Annotated in this window: 15 protein-coding genes and 2 pseudogenes; 8 read left to right on the top strand and 9 right to left on the bottom strand. The window is 67.0% G+C overall.

Annotated elements, in window-relative coordinates:
- Positions 1-2: 2 nt before the first annotated feature.
- The 6 genes from MAA44156_RS14345 to MAA44156_RS14320 are packed head-to-tail and all read right to left on the bottom strand — an operon-like array spanning position 3 to position 7,577.
- Positions 3-3,416 carry a TM0106 family RecB-like putative nuclease gene (locus MAA44156_RS14345; RefSeq protein ID WP_009975609.1) on the bottom strand — a complete coding sequence of 1,138 codons (3,414 nt, stop codon included), beginning with the start codon at positions 3,414-3,416 and terminating at the stop codon, positions 3-5.
- Between the two features lie 51 nt (positions 3,417-3,467).
- Entirely contained in the window at positions 3,468-4,652 is a 1,185-nt protein-coding gene (locus tag MAA44156_RS14340; protein WP_009975611.1) for a cytochrome P450, read from the bottom strand.
- A 32-nt stretch (positions 4,653-4,684) separates the two neighbouring features.
- Positions 4,685-5,239, bottom strand: coding sequence for a nuclear transport factor 2 family protein (locus MAA44156_RS14335; RefSeq protein ID WP_009975613.1), 555 nt, complete (start codon positions 5,237-5,239; stop codon positions 4,685-4,687).
- Between the two features lie 33 nt (positions 5,240-5,272).
- Positions 5,273-6,043: an SDR family NAD(P)-dependent oxidoreductase gene (locus tag MAA44156_RS14330; RefSeq protein ID WP_009975615.1), complete on the bottom strand. Its 771-nt coding sequence runs from the start codon at positions 6,041-6,043 to the stop codon at positions 5,273-5,275.
- Positions 6,044-6,091: 48 nt separating this feature from the next.
- Complete coding sequence (locus MAA44156_RS14325) at positions 6,092-6,703, bottom strand: carboxymuconolactone decarboxylase family protein (RefSeq protein ID WP_023879785.1); 612 nt, start codon at positions 6,701-6,703, stop codon at positions 6,092-6,094.
- Between the two features lie 37 nt (positions 6,704-6,740).
- Positions 6,741-7,577: a mycofactocin-coupled SDR family oxidoreductase gene (locus MAA44156_RS14320; protein ID WP_009975619.1), complete on the bottom strand. Its 837-nt coding sequence runs from the start codon at positions 7,575-7,577 to the stop codon at positions 6,741-6,743.
- Positions 7,578-7,695: 118 nt separating this feature from the next.
- Between MAA44156_RS14320 and MAA44156_RS14315 the strand changes: the two genes are divergently transcribed.
- From MAA44156_RS14315 to MAA44156_RS14290, 6 genes and pseudogenes are all read left to right on the top strand, one after another.
- A complete protein-coding gene (locus tag MAA44156_RS14315; RefSeq protein WP_016706084.1) occupies positions 7,696-8,337 on the top strand; it encodes a TetR/AcrR family transcriptional regulator in 642 nt (213 codons plus the stop codon).
- 104 nt (positions 8,338-8,441) lie between these two features.
- Complete coding sequence (locus MAA44156_RS14310) at positions 8,442-9,185, top strand: SDR family NAD(P)-dependent oxidoreductase (protein WP_033712058.1); 744 nt, start codon at positions 8,442-8,444, stop codon at positions 9,183-9,185.
- Positions 9,186-9,235: 50 nt separating this feature from the next.
- Entirely contained in the window at positions 9,236-9,457 is a 222-nt protein-coding gene (locus MAA44156_RS14305) for a ferredoxin (protein ID WP_009975626.1), read from the top strand.
- Positions 9,454-10,818 (top strand): cytochrome P450, encoded by a 1,365-nt coding sequence (locus MAA44156_RS14300; protein WP_009975628.1) that lies wholly within the window; start codon positions 9,454-9,456, stop codon positions 10,816-10,818. Before MAA44156_RS14305 ends, MAA44156_RS14300 begins: the two co-directional genes overlap by 4 nt.
- A 57-nt stretch (positions 10,819-10,875) precedes the next feature.
- Positions 10,876-11,803 (top strand): annotated as a pseudogene (locus tag MAA44156_RS14295) (TIGR03564 family F420-dependent LLM class oxidoreductase).
- A gap of 165 nt (positions 11,804-11,968) precedes the next feature.
- Positions 11,969-13,012 carry an NAD(P)H-dependent amine dehydrogenase family protein gene (locus tag MAA44156_RS14290; RefSeq protein ID WP_009975630.1) on the top strand — a complete coding sequence of 348 codons (1,044 nt, stop codon included), beginning with the start codon at positions 11,969-11,971 and terminating at the stop codon, positions 13,010-13,012.
- A 72-nt stretch (positions 13,013-13,084) separates the two neighbouring features.
- On the opposite strand, the gene MAA44156_RS14285 is transcribed toward MAA44156_RS14290, so the two are convergent.
- Entirely contained in the window at positions 13,085-13,693 is a 609-nt protein-coding gene (locus tag MAA44156_RS14285) for an LppP/LprE family lipoprotein (RefSeq protein WP_033716395.1), read from the bottom strand.
- Positions 13,694-13,792: 99 nt separating this feature from the next.
- Here MAA44156_RS14285 and MAA44156_RS14280 point away from each other — a divergent pair, with 99 nt between their 5' ends.
- The gene (locus tag MAA44156_RS14280) at positions 13,793-15,493 is read left to right on the top strand and encodes a DEAD/DEAH box helicase (protein WP_029248416.1); all 1,701 of its coding nucleotides are present in this window, start codon (positions 13,793-13,795) and stop codon (positions 15,491-15,493) included.
- Entirely contained in the window at positions 15,490-16,629 is a 1,140-nt protein-coding gene (locus MAA44156_RS14275) for an acyltransferase family protein (RefSeq protein WP_009975634.1), read from the top strand. Before MAA44156_RS14280 ends, MAA44156_RS14275 begins: the two co-directional genes overlap by 4 nt.
- Positions 16,630-16,817: 188 nt before the next feature.
- On the opposite strand, the gene MAA44156_RS14270 is transcribed toward MAA44156_RS14275, so the two are convergent.
- Together MAA44156_RS14270 and MAA44156_RS14265 are read right to left on the bottom strand one after the other, a co-directional pair.
- The gene (locus MAA44156_RS14270; RefSeq protein ID WP_003875562.1) at positions 16,818-17,411 is read right to left on the bottom strand and encodes a TetR/AcrR family transcriptional regulator; all 594 of its coding nucleotides are present in this window, start codon (positions 17,409-17,411) and stop codon (positions 16,818-16,820) included.
- Positions 17,411-18,653: pseudogene (locus MAA44156_RS14265) on the bottom strand (cytochrome P450). The gene MAA44156_RS14270 and the pseudogene MAA44156_RS14265 overlap by 1 nt, the downstream one beginning before the upstream one ends.
- Between the last annotated feature and the right edge of the window lie 57 nt (positions 18,654-18,710).

Here is an 18,710-nt window from a genome sequence, read left to right as displayed (position 1 = left end):
GGTCAGCGCAGATCGGGCTGGGTGAGCGCCAGGAACGCGCCCAGCTCGATCAGCCCCGCCGGCGTGCCGGGCAGGTACTCCGTCAGCGTCGGCGACCGCACGATCACCGCCGCGTACTGGGCCCGGCTCACCGCCACGTTGAGCCGATTCCTGTTGAGCAGGAAGGAGATTCCGCGCGGCACCACGTCCACCGACGAGGCCGTCATCGAGATGAAGACCACCGGCGCCTGCCCGCCCTGGAACTTGTCGACGGTGCCCACCCGCACCCCGTCCAGCCCGGCCGAGCCCAACCGGCGGCGCAGCAGCGCCACCTGGGCGTTGTAAGGCGCCAGCACCAGCACGTCGGAGGCGGTCAACGCGCGGGTGCCGTGCTCGTCGGTCCACGACGCCCCGAGCAGTCCCGTGACGGCGGCCGCGATCGCGTCGGCCTCCTCGGGGCTCTCGGTCGAATTGCCTTGGTGGTCAACCGAAAGCAGCCGCACCCCGGGCGGGCACCCGTCGAGGCGTCGGGCGGCCGTGCACGCGTCGGAATGCAGCCTGCCCTCGTAGGACAACGCGGACACCGCGGCGCAGACGGCCGGGTGCATGCGGTAGGAGCGGTCCAGGAAGTAGCCGCGTTCGTCGGGCAGCGTGCGCTGCCCGTCGACCAGCCAGTCCAGCGCCGACGTGTCGACCGGCTCCGGGTGGGTGCCCTGGCTGACTTGCGGCAGCTGCTGCGGGTCCCCGAGCAGCAGCAGGTTCGCGGCGGCCGGGGCCACCGCGATGGTGTTGGCCAAACAGAATTGGCCGGCCTCGTCGATCACCAGCAGGTCCAGGCTGCCGGGTGGGATCCGGTTGGCGTTGGCGAAATCCCATGCGGTGCCGCCGATCACGCAGCCCGGCGTGTCGGCCAGGAAGGCAGCGTAGGCGTTGCCGTCGATCTCCTGCCAGCGCGGGGCCTGGCGGTCGTAGCGCTTCTTGGCGATCCGCCGCGGATCCAGTCCGGCATCGATCACGCAGTCCAGCAGGTTTTCCACCGTGGCGTGTGATTGCGCGACCACACCGACGCGCCAGCGGTGCTCGGCGACCAGGCGCACGATCACCCGGGCCGCAGTGTGCGTCTTGCCGGTGCCGGGCGGCCCGTGCACCGCCAGGTACGACGAGTCCAAATCCTTTAGCGCGGAGGCGATGTCGGCGACGGTGTCGGCGCTGCGGGGCAGCGCGGCGCCGCTGCGGGTGCGGGGCGCGCGACGCAGCAGCACGTCGACGACGGCGCTGTCGGGCAGCCGCGGCAGGCCGGCGGCCACCGCCGCGACGGTCGCCTCGATCGAGTCCCGCAGCGCGGTGGTGGGGATGGGCGGGCCCGGGGTCAGCGCGAAGGGCAACTGGTGAAAGGGCTTGCCGTCGCTGGTGACTCGTTCGAGGACCACCACCTCAGTGGGCAGTGCCGGGTCGTCGGCCTCGACCACCGTGGCCCGCCCGGCCCCCCGCCGGTCCGGGTTGTCGGTCATGCCGGGCGGCGCCGGCGGGTCGTACAGTGCGAAGACCTCGGTGCGCAGCTCGCCGCGGGCCAGCTCGCCGCGCAGCCGCACCCGGCGCTGCGGCTTGCGCGCGCGGGCGGGGGTCTGCCAGTCGACACACACCGACGCCTGTTCGGCGACGAAAACGTCGGTGTTGTCCGCCCATTCGTCGATGGGGAAGTTCAGCCGGTCGAAATGCGCCCACCAGAAGGGTTTGTCCTCGCGCCGGTGGTAGCCGCGGGCCGCCGCCAGCAGCGCCACCGCGGTCTGCTGCGGGGTGCGCTCGTCGATGCCGGCGGCCCCGGTGAACGCCGACAACGTGGCCACCAACTCGTCGCGGTCGTCGACGGTGTTGCCGTCGCCCACCGGTTGCGCACCGACGGGCAGCACGCCGGATTCGTAGGCGCGCAGCATCAGCCAGTTACGCAGCTCCTGCGTGGACCGGCAGTCGTAGTGGTTGTAGTCCTCGATCTCCTTGAGCACCGCGACCGCCTCGTCGGCGCGGCCGTCGGCCTGCAGTTCGCAGTAGCGCGCGTAGGAGGTGATCGACCCGGCGGCCGTGGTCACCTCCCCGGCGCGCAGCCGGCTGCCCATGTACAGCGGCTCGAGCGCCTTGAGGCTGAACGAGTCCGCGCCCACCCGAATGCTCCTGCGCACCAAGGGATACAGGTCGACCAGTGTCCCGCTGCGCAGCAGTTCGTCGACCTGGTCCTCGCCCACCCCGTAGCGGCCGGCCAGCCGCAGCAACGCGGTCTTCTCGTACGGCGCGTAATGGTAGATGTGCATGTTGGGGCGGCGTCTGCGCCGGTTGGCCACCAGCGCCAGAAAGTCGGTGAGCGCCTTGCGTTCCTCCGAACGGTTGTGCGCCCACAGCGGCCGGAACCTGCCCGACGGCCCGGCTTCCAGGACCCCGAACAGGTATTCCAGACCCCATTCGCGGCCGTCGGCGGTCCACAGCGGGTCGCCTTCGAAGTCGAAGAACAGGTCACCGGGGTCGGGCTCGGGCAGCAGCGCCAACGGCTGCGGATCGACGATCTCGACCTGCGGCACCCCGGTTTCACGTTCGCGGACTTGCAGTTTGGCCTGGGCGGTCAGTTTCGCGACCACCCCGGCGGCCAGCTCCGGCACCGGCCCGCGGTGCGCGGCCAGTTCGGCGACGGTGCTGATGCCGGCGTCAAAAAGCTTGTCCCGCTGGCTGACTCGCATGCCGGCGACCAGCAGCACATCGTCGGTGGCGCGCAGCTGCTCGACGCACACCGCGCAACGGAAGCACGCGGTCACGTTCTCGTCGTCCCAGCGCACCGCGGCGCCGCCGGCGCGGTGTTCGTCGAGCAGCCGCTGCAGCCGGGCCCGGGCTGAGCGGTACACCGGGACCAGGTCGCACACCCGGTGCCGCACCGCGGTTCCGTCACCCAGCCGCAGCTCGGCCTCCGGCGCGACGGGGACACCGGCGGCGGCCAGCGCGTCGGCGTAGGCGGCCAGCTGCAGCAGCGCGGTCACCTTCTCCGAGCGGGCCAGCTTGGTGTCCACCACCTGGTAGCGCTCGCCGTCGCGCACCAGGAAGTCGGCGAACCCCAGGAAGCGGCCGTCGAACATGGCGGCCTGGTAGATGACGGGAGCCCGGTCGGCGACCGCGCGGCGGGTGGCCTCGCTGGCCGCCGTCAGCGCGGCCGGCGTGTAGGCCGGGCGGCCGATGACCGCGACGGCATCGCCGAACCGCTCGCGCAGCCGCGCCAGTTCGCGCCGCTCGTGCTCGGCGCCCAGGGTGGCTGTCCGGATCAACAGGTCGTCCTCGACGGTGACGGCCGGCCCGCGGCCGAGTTTGGCGTCGAAATCGCGCAGCAGCGCGAACTCGCAGCGTGCGGCGGCGGCGAGGTCCGACGCGCTGTAAACGATGCTGTCGCCGGTGACGAACACTTCAGCCACTGTAGGTCAGGGGAGGGCAGGTAGGTCATTGAATACCTGATGTCAGGTCACGATCGCCGGCATCGAATCCCATCCCCGCACCGTCGAGGTACGCGATCGTCGCGCGTTGTCCATGTCAATCTCCCACTCGGGCCACCGGTTCAACACCTCTTCCAGCCCGATGCGTCCTTCGAGCCGCGCGAGAGGGGCACCTAGACAGAAGTGGACACCACGCCCGAACGTCAAGTGGCGGCCGGGCTTTCGGTGGATGTCGAAACGATCCGGGTGATCGAATCGCCGTTCGTCGCGGTTGGCCGAGGACAGCATCAAGAGCATCGCGCTTCCCGAGGGCACCGTTTGGCCGTGGAACTCGACATCTTCGGTGACGTAGCGGGCCACGCTGGGGCCGGGTGGCTCGTAGCGCAACAGCTCTTCGACCGCCGCGGGGATCAGTGACCGGTCCTCAGCGAGTTCCTTGCGTTGGTCGGGATGGTCGGCCAAGACCTTGCCCATCCAACCGAATAGCCTTCCCGTTGTCTCCACGCCTGCACCCGCGATGACGGCCAGAAAGATGAGCAGCTCGGGGGTTGTGAGCCTGCGTACGGTTCCGGATTGGTCTTCGAAGTCGACGCTGAGCAGTTCGGTGATCAGGTCGTCGGACGGGTTCTGTTTGCGCCACTCGACGTAATCGCTGAACATGTCGCCGTCGAAGTAGTGGTCCTTCCTGATCGGCATCGGCCCACCGGTGTCGTTCTGCAGCGTGGCCCGGGCGTGCTCGCGAACCGACGGCTGGTCGGCGTCGGGAATGCCGAGCAGCATGCCGATGGTGCGCATCGGCAGCTCGGCGCCGAGGTCTTCGACGAAGTCGAACCGGTCACTGTCGGCGACCATGTCCAGGCTGGCCACACAGAACGCCCGGATCTTGTCCTCGAGGGTGCGCATCTTCTTGGGCGTGAAGGCCCTTGCGACGAGAGCCCGGTGGATGGTGTGCAGGGGAGGATCCTCGTTGATGAAAACCCCCGGCGGCATGACCGGATCGGCCTTGACCACATCGAGGATGTCGCCCTTGGCTGAACTGAGCCGCAGCGGGTCCCGCAGGGCGGCGTCGACGTCATCGTATCTACTGAGACCCCAAAAGTCGTGGCGTTCGTTGTAGTACAACGGCGCCTCGTTCCGAAGCATCTTGTAAATCGGGTACGGATCAGCGTCGATCTCGCGGTTCCACGGGTCGTAATACAAACCGGTCATCGGGAAGCCCGTTCTCAGAAACGTGGAAATCGTTACCAGCGTTCAATGTTGGTGTCGTCCTGTGTGAGGGGTCGCGCATAGGAGACGTCGTTGGTGTCCCAGCTGCCCTTGATGAAGCCGGCGAAGTTACCCGACTTCAGTGCCGACCCGTCGCCCTGCAGGGTCCATTCCACGGTGCAGCGGCGCAGCGCGATCTTCCACGTGCCGTCGCGGCGTTCGAGGCGGTCGATGTAGCGGCCGCCCATCATGATGAGCGCGTTGCCCCTGCGCGCCTGCACGATGACGTAGCTTTCGCTGTGCGCGACGTCGCCTTCGATCTCGCAGGTGTGTGTCGTGATGTTGTGCGAGTGCTGGTCAAAGGCGGCAGAGTGCGCCGCGTTGGCCCAATCACCGTAGTCTGCAGCCGCTTTCACCGTAGGTCCGTGTTCGTCAACGCCGTCTTCGGTGTAGACACTGGTCATCAGTGAGACATCGTGGCGGTCGTGTCCACGGGCCTGGGTATGGATGAGGTCGCGGATCTCGATCTTGTCCTTGACATACTGCAGGTCGCGGCGCAGCGCTTCGAGGTCGATGTCGGTGCTTGTCATTGAGATGCTCCTTGGTTGGGGATTGGGTTTGATTCAGATGCCGGCGGGACCGGGGCCGCCGTGGATGTACAGGGTCTGGCCCGAGCAGTAGCTGCTTGCATCGGAGGCGAAGAAGAGGACGCCGTAGCCGATTTCATCGGGTTCGGCTATTCGCCCCATGGCGTTCATGGCGCCCAGCTGGTCGACGTCAAATCCGCCTTTCGCTGCGTCTGCCAGCAGTCCGTCTGTTCGGATGGCTCCGCAGGCAATGCAATTGACCCGGATGCCCTTTCGTCCCCAGGCCGCGGCCATTGACCCGGTGAGGTTGTTCACGCCGGCTTTGGCGGCGGCATAGATGGCTGCCTGCGGCATGGCGATCAGGCTCGCGCCGGAGGAGATGTTGACGATTGCACCGCTGCCTTGTGTCATCATCGGCTTCACTGCGCACCTGGACAGGAACCACACACTGCCGAGGTTGAGGTCCACGACGTCGTGCCACTCTTCTTCGGTCCATTTGGTGATGCCTTTGGTTTCACCCCCGCCCGCGTTGTTGACCAGGATGTCGAGTCTCCCGAAGTCGGCCAGGGTGGCATCGACGAGGTGTTGGCATTGCTGGGTTTCGGTGACGTCGGTCGGCACGATCAACGCCCGGCGTCCGAGCGCCTCGACCTCCTTGGCCGTCGCCCGCAAAGGATCGGGCCGCCGTCCGGCCAGCACGATATCCGCGCCGTGCTCGGCCAGGACGAGGGCGCTGGCCCGGCCGATGCCCGTGCCGGCGCCCGTGATGACGGCAACTCTGTCGGTCAGCGCGAACCGATCACTCATCGATCAACTCCTCTTGTCTGCCGCGGCAACGCCGCACGGGACGCACGGTCATGCGCCGCCGCTGTCGACGGAAAGTCCTGCCTGGGCGCGAAGTTCTCGCACGTCGTCCTCCAAGCGGACCTGGCAGGTTTTCAGCATGCGCATCAGGGCGTCGTAGCTAGTGACCGTGAACATCGTGTCGAGAAGTTGCTGGGTGCCGAATTCGCTCGACAGGGTGGCCCACGTGGCATCGCTTATCTGGCCGTCGCGGATGAGTTCGTCAACGGACCGTAGAAGCGCGGCTTCGAAGTCGCTCCAATAGGGCGCGGTCGGACCGAAGGCGATCCGCGCGACATCTTCGGTGCTGATGCCGCCGTCGGGCGCAATGAAGTTGTGATGTGTCCATTCGTAGGCGGATCCACGCACGGCGGCGGTGCGCAGGATGAGCATTTCGCGGTGCCGCATGCTCAGCGTGGTTCCCATCAGCAGGTGTCCCTGCAGCGTGCAGAACGCCCGCGCCAGGGATGGGTGGTGCGCCAACGTCCCCAGTGCGTTCTCCGCTTTGGGGCGGTCCTTGGTGACCGGAGCAGGGTGGCGCGGATTGGGTGGCATCAGGGCGGCCATCGCGTCGCGCATCTCCGGCGGCCAGTCCCGGAAACGAAGTGGTGTCACGCGTGACATGGAAGTTAGATCCTTTCGAGTTGTGTTGTACGACTACTTATTTGAGGAGGGCGCCACCGTCGACCGGTAGTGAGACCCCGGTGATGTAGCGCGCGTCGTCGGAGACCAGAAAGAGGATGGCGTTGCTGATGTCGGCAGGTTCGACGTACGGAATCGGAAGCACGTGCATCTGCCGGGACGCGACCTTGAAGTCCTCCACGGTGGGGTTTTCCAAGTCGGGCCGAAACATCCGGTAGGTCGGCTCGTTGAGCAGCATGGGTGTGGCGACGCTGCTCGGGCAGACGATGTTGACGCGGATGTTTCTTGGACCGAGTTCCAGGGCCATGGTGCGCATCAACCCGTGCAGGCCGTGTTTGGACGCGATGTAGTTGCCGATGTTCTCGGCGCCGCGGAGGCCGCCGATGGAGCTGGTGAACACGATCGAGCCGCCGCGCTTGCCGGCCATGATGTGAGGTATCGCCACCCGCGCGGTGATCCACGCGCCGTTGAGGTTGACGTCGATCATGTCGCGCCACGTCTTCGGGCCCATCCGGTTCAGCCGCGTGCCCTCACTCGCGAGGGCGGCATTGGCGAGCACGATGTCCAGGCGCCCGAGCTGTGTGACACCGTGGTCGACCGCGGCCTGCATGGCGTCGAAGTCTCGAACATCGACCTGCGACGCGATGATCCGCCGTCCGAGCACCTCGACCTGGCGCACGGTCTCCGCCAAGTCGTCGGGCGTGGACATCGGGAGTTTGACTCCGTCGAGCTGCTTGCACACATCGATGGCGATGATGTCGGCGCCCTCACGCGCGAGCGTTATGGCGTGGCTGCGCCCCTGCCCGCGCGCCGCACCGGTGATGAAGGCCACCTTGCCCTCGACCTTGCCTGCCATTGGGACGTCCATTCCCTTCGCGATTACATCCGCTGTACGAACGTACAGGTTACTAGAACGGTACAATACACCCGTACAGCGGTCGTCGGCATGTGAAAATGCTTAAACCATCAGGGAGGTGGACATGGCAGCATCGCCCCGCCGCGTAGGAGCAGAGACTTCACAGACGCGCGACGCCTTGCTCGAGGCCGTTGCGCAGATGATGCTGGAGGAGGGATATGCGAGCGTCACGTATCGCGCCTTGGCCGCGAAGGCTGGCGTGACGCCAAGCCTCGTGCAGTACTACTTCCCCTCGCTGGATGACATCTTCGTCGCCGCCATTCGCCGCTACTCCGAGCGCAACCTGCAATGGTTGACCGAGGAACTTCAGCGGCGAGCCGACGACCCACTTCATGCGCTGTGGGAGAGCAGCTGGCACGAGTCGACGAGTGCGCTGATGACGGAGTTCATGGCACTTGGCAATCACCGCAAATCGATTCGTTCCGAGATCGCCGCCGTGACGGATAGCATGCGCAGAGTCCAGGTCGAGGCGCTGGTGGCGAAATTCGGGAACGACGCCCGGCTCCTCGCTGATCTTTCGTTCGATGCCGTGGTGCTGTTGATCAACGGCGTTCCGAAGCTCCTTGGGTTGGAGGAAAGCGTGGGCGTCGATACCGCCCACGCCGAATTGATCGCCGCGTGCGAGCGCTTTCTGGACGCCGTCGAACCTCGAGCCAAGCCTCGCCGTCGCAGTAAGAAGGCTCCGACTCGCCGACGCTGACTCGTCGCGGCGGGCGCTTCACGGGAGGCCTTGTGACCGCGCTGTACGTCCGTATAGACTGGACGATCGTATAGCAGGTGCACGGCGGGTGGAAGGCGAGCATTGTGAGTCGCGTGGCGGTAGTAACCGGCGGTGGGTCGGGAATCGGGCGGGCCATCGTCGAACGACTGGCCCACGACGGCCATCGCGTCGCTGTGTTGGATGTAAACGAAGAAGCCGCCGAGAAAGTGGCGGCCCGGGTGGCGGCCGACGGCGCCCACGCCATCGCGGTACCGACCGACGTCGCCGAAAGCGCCAGTGTTGCAGCGGCTTTCGAGTCGGTGCGGCGCGCGCTCGGTTCCGTCCAGGTCTTGGTTACCAGCGCGGCGATCACTGGATTCAAGCCGTTCGCAGAGATCACGATCGAGGACTGGAACCGCCATCTCGCGGTGAACCTCACCGGCACGTTTCTGTGCCTGCAGGCTGCCCTGCCGGACATGGTCGAGGCTGGTTGGGGGCGTGTGGTCACGATTTCTTCGACGGCGGCGCAGACGGGATCGCCTCGACAAGGCCACTACTCCGCGTCCAAGGGCGGTGTGATCGCGCTGACGAGAACGATCGCGCTCGAATACGCGGCCCACGGGATAACCGCCAACACGGTGCCGCCGTTTTCCGTTGACACCCCGATGCTTCGCGCCGCGCAGGAGGCGGGAAACCTTCCTCCCGTCAAGTACCTTGCCAAGGCCTCCCCGGTCGGCAGGCTCGGCACTGGCGAGGACATCGCCGCTGCGTGCGCTTTCCTGTGCTCCGACGAGGCGGGCTACATCACGGGTCAGATTATCGGCGTCAACGGCGGCGCAGTGATCTGAACCATCGGCACATGCGGATTGGAAAGAAGCAACGATCACGGAGGTGTTCAGTGAAGGCGCGCGTTGACGCTGCCCGATGCCAGGGGCACACCCTGTGCGCGATGATCGCACCGAAAGCCTTCGAACTCGACGATGTCGATGGCCACGCCTCCGCCGTCATGGGTGAGGTAGCCGCAGAGGACGAAGCGCAACTGCTCGAGGCAGCGCGCTCGTGCCCCGAGCAAGCCATCGTGCTAATGAACGGCACCGTCGGTCAAGGGGCCGGCGAATGAGCGTCGAGGTCGCTGGTTCTGACTCCCGAAAGGCCCCGCAGTTCCACTTCGATCGCCACGCGCCGGAATATCGCGAGCGTTTCCTCGACGTCACCCAGGAGATGCATCAGCGGTGCCCGATCGCCTGGACCGACACCTACGGCGGGCACTGGGTAGCCGCCAGCGGCGACGCCGTCTTCGAACTCGCCCGGTGTCCGCACGTGTCCAACGACCACGACGTCAACAACGAACGACGTGGCTACAGGGGTGTCACCATTCCACTCACGACGGAGTCGGACCAGATCCGCGGCGGAATGCTCGAGATGGACGACCCGGAGCACCGAATCTACCGCTCGTTGCTGAACCCCTACCTTTCGCCGGCTGCGGTGAGTCGGTGGCAGCCGTTCATCGACGACGTCGTGCGGGCCTGCCTCGACGAACGCATCGAGAGCGGTCGCATCGACTTCGTCGACGATCTAGCGAACGTCGTGCCCGCGGTGCTCACCCTGGCGATGCTCGGTGTGCCGCTGAGGAAATGGACCATGTACAACGAGCCGGTGCACGCGATGGTGTACACGCCGCCGGATTCGCCCGAGGCTGCCAAGGTGCATGACATGTGGGTCTCAGTGGTGGTTGACTTGTTCGCCAACCTCACCGAGATCCGCGAGCACCCGCGACCCGGCATCATCAACGCGCTGGCACAGCTGCGCATCGACGGTGAGCCGGCGCCGGACATGGAGATCATCGGCATGCTCACGCTACTGATCGGTGGGGGATTTGACACCACCACGGCGCTGACGGCACACGCGCTCGAGTGGCTGTCCGAACATCCCGATCAGCGGGCACGCCTGCACCGCGAACGCGATGTCCTGCTGAACCCGGCCACCGAAGAATTCCTGCGGTATTTCACCCCAGCGCCCGGTGATGCGCGCACCATCTCCGCCGACATGGAACTGGACGGCATCCGCTTCGCCGAGGGCGAGCGGCTGTGGCTCTCGTGGGCGATGGCCAACCGCGATCCCAACTTGTTCGACAATCCCGATGAACTGATGCTTGGTCGGAAAGCGAACCGCCACTTCAGCTTTGGCATTGGAGTGCACCGCTGTATCGGCTCGAATGTAGCGCGCACCGTGTTCAAGTCGATGCTCACTGCAGTGCTCGAACGGATGCCCGACTATCGGTGCGATCGGGTGAATACCGTGCACTACGACACCATCGGGATCATTCAGGGCATGCGCAACCTTCCCGCTGAGTTCACTCCCGGCAAGCGGCTAGGGCCGGGCTTGGATGAGACGCTCGATCGGTTGCAGTCCGTGTGTGACAGCCAGGGCCTTGCCCGACCTATCACCGAGTACAAGGAGCAAGCGCGTATCCATGAATGACGACCACGATCACTGGCGCGCATATCCGTTGACGTGCAGAAAGTTTGGAGAGTGGCGATGCGGATCGGGCTGACCGGCGGCGCGTCATCGACCGACAAGATCGTGGAGCAGGCCCAAGCGGCTGAAGCCGAGGGCTTCACGTCCCTTTGGTACGCCAGCACGGTGGCCGGCGACCCGCTGGTGGCGATGGCCCTGGCGGGACGGGCCACCACATCCATCGAACTGGGCACCGCCGTCCTTCAGACGTATCCCTGTCACCCGCTGCTGCAGGCTAACCGGGTAGCCGCCGCGGCAAATGCCATGGGCCGCCCGGGATTCACGCTCGGGCTGGGCCCCTCGCACGAGCCGCTCGTCAGCGGCGTGCTCGGCTTGTCCTACGACCATCCCGGCAGGAACACCGAAGAATATCTGCGCATCATCAGTGCCCTGTTGCGGGGCGAGGAAGTCGACTACTCCGGTCAGGACTGGACGACCCGCAGTCCCGCCGGGGTGGTCAGACTCGACGATGAGGTGCCGCTGCTGCTGTCGGCGCTGTCACCCCGGATGTTGCGCATTGCAGGTCGTTTCGCCGATGGAGTCGTGCTCTGGATGGCGTCGGCATCGGTCATCGAATCCCGCATCGCACCCGCACTGCGCCACGCGACCGGAATGGGGTCGACCCCCGCCAAGGATCGTCGCCGGACTACCCGTCGCCGTGCACGACGACCCCGTCGAGGCCCGGGCGGCCACCGCGGCGATGTCGACGATGTACGCGGGGATGACCAACTATCAGCGGGTCATCGAGGCGGGCGGCCGCGCCACCCCTGCCGATGTCGCGATCATCGGCAACGAGGAGTCGGTGCGAAAACAACTGCAGGACCTGCTCGATGCCGGAGCCACCGACATCTGGGCACAGCCCATCGGCGTCGGTTATGAGCGAGCACAACGAACGGCATCGGCCCAACGCACCCGGGAACTGCTCAGCGAACTCGTCCGCCTGGGCTAGGACTTCTGACCACTACGCGACTATGCGTGATGAGCTGCGATAGCCGAGGGCGTCGCCGGCCTGATCGCCTCCAAGACGCGACCCGTCCCTTCGGCGAAGTAGACGCCGAGATGCCACACCCGGTTCGTATGCCGAGCGTGGGCGATCTAATCGAAAGGTAAGTGTGTGACAAAGAAATTGCGCGTCATCCAGTGGACCACCGGCAAGGTCGGCAAGCTGAGCCTGCGGGGCGTGCTGGACGATCCGCGGCTGGAACTCGTTGGTGTCTACGCATTTTCGGAGGAGAAGGCAGGCTCGGATGCGGGTGCGCTGTGTGGCCGTCCCGATACCGGGGTGTTGGCCACCACCGACATCGACGCGCTGCTCGCGTTGAAAGCGGACACCGTTATCTACACCCCGTTCATGGCCGACATCGACCAGGTAGTGCGTCTGCTCGAAAGTGGGCTCGACGTGATCAGCACCAACCTATTTCTCAATGTCGGCGGCATCCAGGGCGAGACAAAGCAGCGGCTGGCGGCGGCGTGCGAACGTGGGGGCAGCTCGCTCTACATCACCGCGGTCAACCCGGGGTGGATCAACACCATGGTCACGGCGATGACTGCGGTCTGCCGTGACGTCGAGATGGTGTCGGTTTCCGAGTCTGCCGACGTGTCGGTCTACGAGTCGCCCGAAACCTGGCAGTCGCAAGGCTTTTCACTGTCCGAGGCGCCGCCCGCCGTGATCGAGACGGCCAAGATGTGGCTGAGCACGTTTCGCGACTCGGTCCAGCGGATGGCGGTCGCCCTGGGCTTCGAGCTCGACGACATGGAATTCTTCATCGAGCACGCCACCGCGTCGGAGCGGGTCGATCTCGGCTGGTGGGTCATCGAGAAAGACACCATCGCCGCGATGCGGGCCGGCTGGAACGGCAAAGTCAACGGCAAGACGGTGGTGCAATCGAACGTCGCCTGGTACATGACCAAACTGCTGAACGAGGGATGGCAGTTCGACGACGACCACTATCACGTCGTCATCAAAGGCGAGCCCGGCGTCGACACCCGGATTCGCTTCCTGCCACCCGAGAGCTGGGGCAACCACGAATGGGACACCATGACGGCGATGCCCGCGGTTAGCGCTGCCGTCGACGTCGCCGCCGCGCCGGCCGGTATCTTGACCCTCAAGGACGTCGGGCTGCCGTGCGCGCCGGCCGGTTTATGGCTCGAGGGCTGAAGCATCTCCATGCACTGCACTTCAGCGCCGGGGCGCCGACACCGCCGCGGTGCCGGGCGAGCGTGCCCGGGGTCAGTGCGCGGGGGTGTTGCCGATCAGCTCGACGGCATTGCCGTTCCAGTGGAACTTCACGTCGGTGCTCAGGCCGGAAAGCCCGCCCGGGTAGGTCAGCGCCACCGTGTCACCGGTGGTCTGGGCCGGGTCGATGCCGTTGAACCCGTAGGTGTCGGGCACCCCCTGCGGGATGAATTGGCCGAGGTGGAACAGCACCGCCCGGGTGCTCGGGCTGATCGCGTTGGTGTTGGCCTTGACGATCACCGCCGACAGCTGCGCGCACTGGTTGTAGTTGCCGGCCAGCGGCTCGGGGTTCCACGGCTGCTGGCTGCGCGGGTCGCGTGGCAGCTCGGAGACCACCTTCACGATGGTCGGTGCGGCGAGGTTGACCGCGCACGGGTCGGCCGGCTGCCCGGCGCCGGGCTGCGCGGCGGCCGCCGACGGCGTGGCCGGTGCGGTGATCGACGGGGTCTCCGACGTCGTGCGGGCCTGCGGCGTCTTGGCGACGGTGGAGTCCCCGGAACCGCATCCGGTCAGCGTGACGGCGATCAAGGCGACAGCGGCCGAGCCGGTCAGCGGCTCGGTACGACACGGTGGCGACCACACATCGACGCACCGTACCGTCATCGCGGCCGCGGGTGTGGCAGGCGTGGCCGGGCGTCGCCCGGCTGTGCCCACGATCACGGGCCGCACCGGGCGCGGCGCGACCACTAGACTCCATGGGCGATGACCCTCCCGGACAGCTCGACTGAGGCTGCCTCCCCGACATTTGCCGACCTGCAGATCCATCCCTCGGTTTTGCGGGCGATCGCCGACGTCGGCTACGAGACGCCCACCGGCATCCAGGCCGCGACCATCCCGGCGTTGATGGCCGGTTCCGACGTCGTCGGCCTGGCCCAGACCGGCACCGGCAAGACGGCCGCGTTCGCGATCCCGATCCTGTCCAACATCGACGTCGCCAGCACCGCCACCCAGGCGCTGGTGCTGGCGCCCACCCGGGAGCTGGCGTTGCAGGTGGCCGAGGCGTTCAGCCGCTACGGCGCGCATCTGCCGAAGATCAACGTGCTGCCGATCTACGGCGGCTCCTCCTACGCCGTGCAGCTGGCCGGATTGAAACGCGGCGCCCACGTGGTGGTCGGCACGCCGGGCCGGGTGATCGACCACCTCGAGCGCGGCACGCTGAACCTGTCGCACGTCGACTACCTGGTGCTCGACGAGGCCGACGAGATGCTCACCATGGGATTTGCCGAAGAGGTCGACCGCATCCTGTCCGAGACCCCGGAATACAAGCAGGTCGCGCTGTTCTCGGCGACCATGCCGCCCGCGATCCGCAAGCTCACCGCCAAGTATCTGCACGATCCCCTCGAGGTCAGCACCAAAGCGAAAACCACGACCGCCGAGAACATTTCGCAGCGCTACATCCAGGTCGCCGGCCCGCGCAAAATGGACGCGCTGACCCGGGTGCTGGAGGTCGAGCCGTTCGAGGCGATGATCGTTTTCGTCCGGACCAAACAGGCCACCGAGGAGGTCGCCGAACGGCTCAGGGCGCGCGGCTTCTCGGCGGCCGCGATCAACGGGGACATCCCGCAGGGCCAGCGTGAGCGGACCGTCGCCGCCCTCAAGGACGGCGGCATCGACATCCTGGTCGCCACCGACGTGGCCGCCCGAGGCCTGGACGTCGAACGGATCTCACACGTGCTCAACTACGACATCCCGCACGACACCGAGTCCTACGTGCACCGGATCGGGCGCACCGGCCGGGCGGGACGCTCGGGAACCGCGCTGCTGTTCGTCTCCCCGCGAGAACGCCACCTGCTCAAGGCCATTGAGAAGGCGACCCGCCAGCCGCTCACCGAAGCCGAGCTGCCCACCGTCGAGGACGTCAACGCCCAGCGGGTGGCCAAGTTCGCCGACTCCATCACCGCCGCGCTCGGCGCTCCCGGCATCGATCTGTTCCGCAAGTTGGTTCAGGACTACGAACGCGAGCACGACGTCCCGATGGCCGATATCGCCGCCGCGCTGGCCGTGCAGTCACGCGACGGCGAGGAGTTCCTGATGGCGCCCGAACCGCCGCGGGAGCGACGCGAACGCCACACCGAACGGCGCGAGCGCACCGAGAAACCCAGGAGCACAAGGCCGTTGGCCACCTACCGCATCGCGGTGGGCAAACGGCACAAGATCGGTCCGGGCGCGATCGTGGGCGCCATCGCCAACGAGGGCGGGCTGCATCGCAGCGATTTCGGCCACATCGCCATCGGACCCGACTTCTCGCTGGTGGAGTTGCCGGCCAAGCTGCCCAAGTCGACGCTGAAAAGGCTTGAGCAGACCCGAATCTCCGGAGTGCTGATCAACCTCCAGCCGGACCGGGCGGCGGCCAAGGCGCGCGGTCGGGACGGCGGGAAACCACGCAGGAAATACGGCGGATGACGCTGTCGGAAGAACAAGACGCCCAGGGCGGGCTCGAGCAGACCTCTCGCGTCGACCGCGTCGCCTCGCTGACCGGGGTCCGTGCGGTCGCCGCGCTGCTCGTCGTCGGCACCCACGCGGCCTACACCACCGGCAAGTACACGCACGGGTATTGGGGGCTGGTCGGTTCCCGCATGGAGATCGGGGTGCCCATCTTCTTCGTGCTCTCCGGCTACCTGCTGTTCCGGCCGTGGGTGAAGTCCGCGGCCACCGGCGGCCCACCGCCGTCGCTGAGTCGCTATGCGTGGCACCGAGTTCGGCGCATCATGCCCGCCTACGTCATCACGGTGCTGTTCGCCTACGTGCTGTACCACTTCCGCGAGGCTGGTCCCAACCCCGGGCACAGCTGGCTGGGTCTGGCGCGCAACCTGACGCTCACCCAGATCTACTGCAACGGCTACCTGGGCAAGTATCTGCATCAGGGGCTGACCCAGATGTGGAGCCTGGCCGTGGAGGCGTCCTTCTACGTCATCCTGCCGCTGCTGGCCTACCTGCTGCTGGTGCTGATCTGCCGGCGGCAGTGGCAGCCGAAGCTGGTGCTGGGCGCGCTGGCGGGGCTGGCCTTGGTCAGCCCGGCCTGGCTGGTGCTGGTGCACACCGATCACTGGTTTCCCGACGGCGCCCGGCTGTGGCTGCCCACCTACCTGGCCTGGTTCCTGGCCGGCATGATGCTGACGGTGCTGCAGGAAATGGGCGCGCGCGCCTACGGTTTCGTGGCCATCCCGCTGGCGGTGGTCAGTTATTTCATCGTCTCCACCCCGATCGCCGGCGCGCCCACGACGTCACCGGCCACGCTGAGCGAGGCGTTGTTCAAGACCTGCTTCTACGCCGTGATCGCCGCCCTCGCCGTGGCGCCGCTGGCGCTGGGCGATCACGGGTGGTATTCGCGGCTGCTGGCCAGCCGCCCGATGGTGTGGCTGGGGGAGATCTCCTACGAGATCTTCCTGATCCATTTGATCACCATGGAATTCGCGATGGACTACATCGTCGGCGCCCGCGTCTACACCGGCTCGATGCTGAACCTGTTCATCGCGACGCTGGTCCTGACGATCCCGTTGGCGTGGCTGCTGCACCGGTTCACCCGGGTGCGCGACTGAGCCGGCAGGCGCCCGTCGTCGCGCACCCTTCGTCACATGGGCCACAGCAGCCTCTCCGAGAGCGGACAGGCGATATGCCCGCCTCACAGCGACAACTCGGTTACGGGTGCGAGCGCACCAACAGGTTGTCGCTCAGAGGCGGGCACTTCGAACACCGGCTGCGGGCCGGCCCGACGCGACCTGCGGGCTTAGCCGCGGGCGGACACCGGCGTCACGATCGGGACGACGAACTCTTCGATCATCGCCCGCTCGTCGGCCTCGTCGTGTCCGGGAAACAGCAGCAGCGACGTGATCACCCGGACCACCCAGCGTGCCCGGCGCTCGACGACGGCGGGCTCTTCCGGGCCCAGCGAGCCGACGAACGCGGCGGCCAGGGCGGTGATCACCTCGGAGTGTTCGGCCAGCTCGCCGGCGATGGGCGGGCGGGTGACGGCGAACCACGACGCCAGCGCGGGGTTGCCGCGGACCATCCGCAAGGTGGTGGTGATGCTCGCGGTCAGCCGCTGGCGGGGTTCGTCGATGCCGTCGATCTGTTCCATGATCGCCCGGCCCAGCCGGTTGGCCTCGCGGTGCACATACGCGGTGCGCAGCGCCTCCCGGTTCTCGAAGTACCGGTACAGTGTGGCGCGGGAACACCCTGCGGCCCTGGCGATTTCGTTCATGCCGATGGATTCCGAATCGCGCTGGGTGTAGAGCTCCTGGGCCGCGTCGAGGATCCGGTCGACGGCCGCCTCGTTGCGGTGTCCGGAAAGCCAGTCGGTGCTCCTGCGCGCGCCGGGCATCAGGACTTCACCCGGATCGGCACCGACAGCGGTCGCCGGACGTAGTTGCCGCCGGCCCACACGATGCCCGACTCGTCCACCTCGAAGTCGGGGCAGCGGGCCAGCAGCTCGGTCAGCGCGACCCGCGACTGCATCCGCGCGGCGGCCGCGCCCAGGCAGTGGTGCGCGCCGTGGCTGAACGTGAGGATGTTGCGCGGACAGCGGGCGACGTCGAGTTCGCCGGCGTCGGGCCCGTACTGGCGTTCGTCGCGGTTGGCCGACCCGTACAGCAGCAGCACCCGGCGCCCGGCCGGGATGGTGGTCCGGCCGATCGTCACGTCCCGGGTGGTGGTGCGGGCCAGCCCCTGCACCGGCGAGGTCAGCCGCAGCAGCTCCTCGACGGCGTCGGGGATCAGCTCCGGCTCGTCGACCAGCCGCTGCCTTTGGTCGGGCCGCTGGTGCAGCAAAGGCATTGACCCGCCGAGCATTCCGGTGGTGGTGTCGTTGCCCCCGGTGACCATGGTGAACGTGAAGGCCAGCACCGACAGGGTGCCGGCGATGTCGCCGTCGGCGCCCACCCCGGCGGACACCAGATGCGAGATGGTGTCGTGCCTCGGGGTCGGTCCGGCGCCGCTCGATCAGCCCGGTGAAGTAGGCCATCATCGACGTGACCGCATCGCCCGCACTGCCCAGCGCGCCGGCGACACCGCCGTCGGCCGTGTTGGCCGCCACGATGGCCTCGGTCCAGCCGTCGAATTGTGCCCGATCTTCCTCGGGCACACCGAGATAGTGGGCGACGACCATCGACGGCAGCGGTTTGAACAGCTCGGCGACGATGTCCCCGCCGCCGGCCGCGCGCAGCCGTTCGATGCGCTCGACCACGAAGTCGCGCACCTTGGGCTCCACCGCCTCGACCTGCCGCGGCGTGAAGCCGCGCGACACCAGCTTGCGAAACTCGGTGTGCACCGGCGGGTCCTGCATCACGAACGGCGGATTGTCTTGCAGCCCAATGAGTTCCAGGTCGTCATAGTTGACCGTCAAACCCTTCGCCGAGGAGAAGGTTTCGTGGTCGCGGGCCGCGGCCCACACGTCGGCGTGCCGGGACAGCACGTAGTAGTCGTGCTCCGGGCGCTTGGGCGGGACGACGTGGTGCACCGGGTCGTGGTCACGCAGCGCGCGGTACATCGGCCACGGGTCGGCCCAGGTGTCGGCGTTGGGCAACTCGAACGCCACCGGCACGTTGTGAGACACAGTCGATGTCATGTCTCATTCGTACGACAGTTACGGGCGCTGTGTCAACCCCGTCGTGGCCTCCCGTCA

The sequence above is a fragment of the Mycobacterium avium subsp. avium genome, from assembly GCF_009741445.1.
In the GTDB taxonomy this organism is placed as follows: domain Bacteria; phylum Actinomycetota; class Actinomycetes; order Mycobacteriales; family Mycobacteriaceae; genus Mycobacterium; species Mycobacterium avium.
Note: the sequence above shows the minus strand (reverse complement) of the source record. Positions and strands in the feature narration are given on the sequence as shown.

Coding starts and splice junctions, on each gene's coding strand:
- MAA44156_RS14340 (WP_009975611.1), bottom strand. CDS start 4,652: ATGACCGGTTTGTATTACGACCCGTGGAACCGCGAGATCGACGCTGAT.
- MAA44156_RS14335 (WP_009975613.1), bottom strand. CDS start 5,239: ATGACAAGCACCGACATCGACCTCGAAGCGCTGCGCCGCGACCTGCAG.
- MAA44156_RS14330 (WP_009975615.1), bottom strand. CDS start 6,043: ATGAGTGATCGGTTCGCGCTGACCGACAGAGTTGCCGTCATCACGGGC.
- MAA44156_RS14325 (WP_023879785.1), bottom strand. CDS start 6,703: ATGTCACGCGTGACACCACTTCGTTTCCGGGACTGGCCGCCGGAGATG.
- MAA44156_RS14320 (WP_009975619.1), bottom strand. CDS start 7,577: ATGGCAGGCAAGGTCGAGGGCAAGGTGGCCTTCATCACCGGTGCGGCG.
- MAA44156_RS14300 (WP_009975628.1), top strand. CDS start 9,454: ATGAGCGTCGAGGTCGCTGGTTCTGACTCCCGAAAGGCCCCGCAGTTC.
- MAA44156_RS14285 (WP_033716395.1), bottom strand. CDS start 13,693: ATGACGGTACGGTGCGTCGATGTGTGGTCGCCACCGTGTCGTACCGAG.
- MAA44156_RS14280 (WP_029248416.1), top strand. CDS start 13,793: ATGACCCTCCCGGACAGCTCGACTGAGGCTGCCTCCCCGACATTTGCC.
- MAA44156_RS14275 (WP_009975634.1), top strand. CDS start 15,490: ATGACGCTGTCGGAAGAACAAGACGCCCAGGGCGGGCTCGAGCAGACC.
- MAA44156_RS14270 (WP_003875562.1), bottom strand. CDS start 17,411: ATGCCCGGCGCGCGCAGGAGCACCGACTGGCTTTCCGGACACCGCAAC.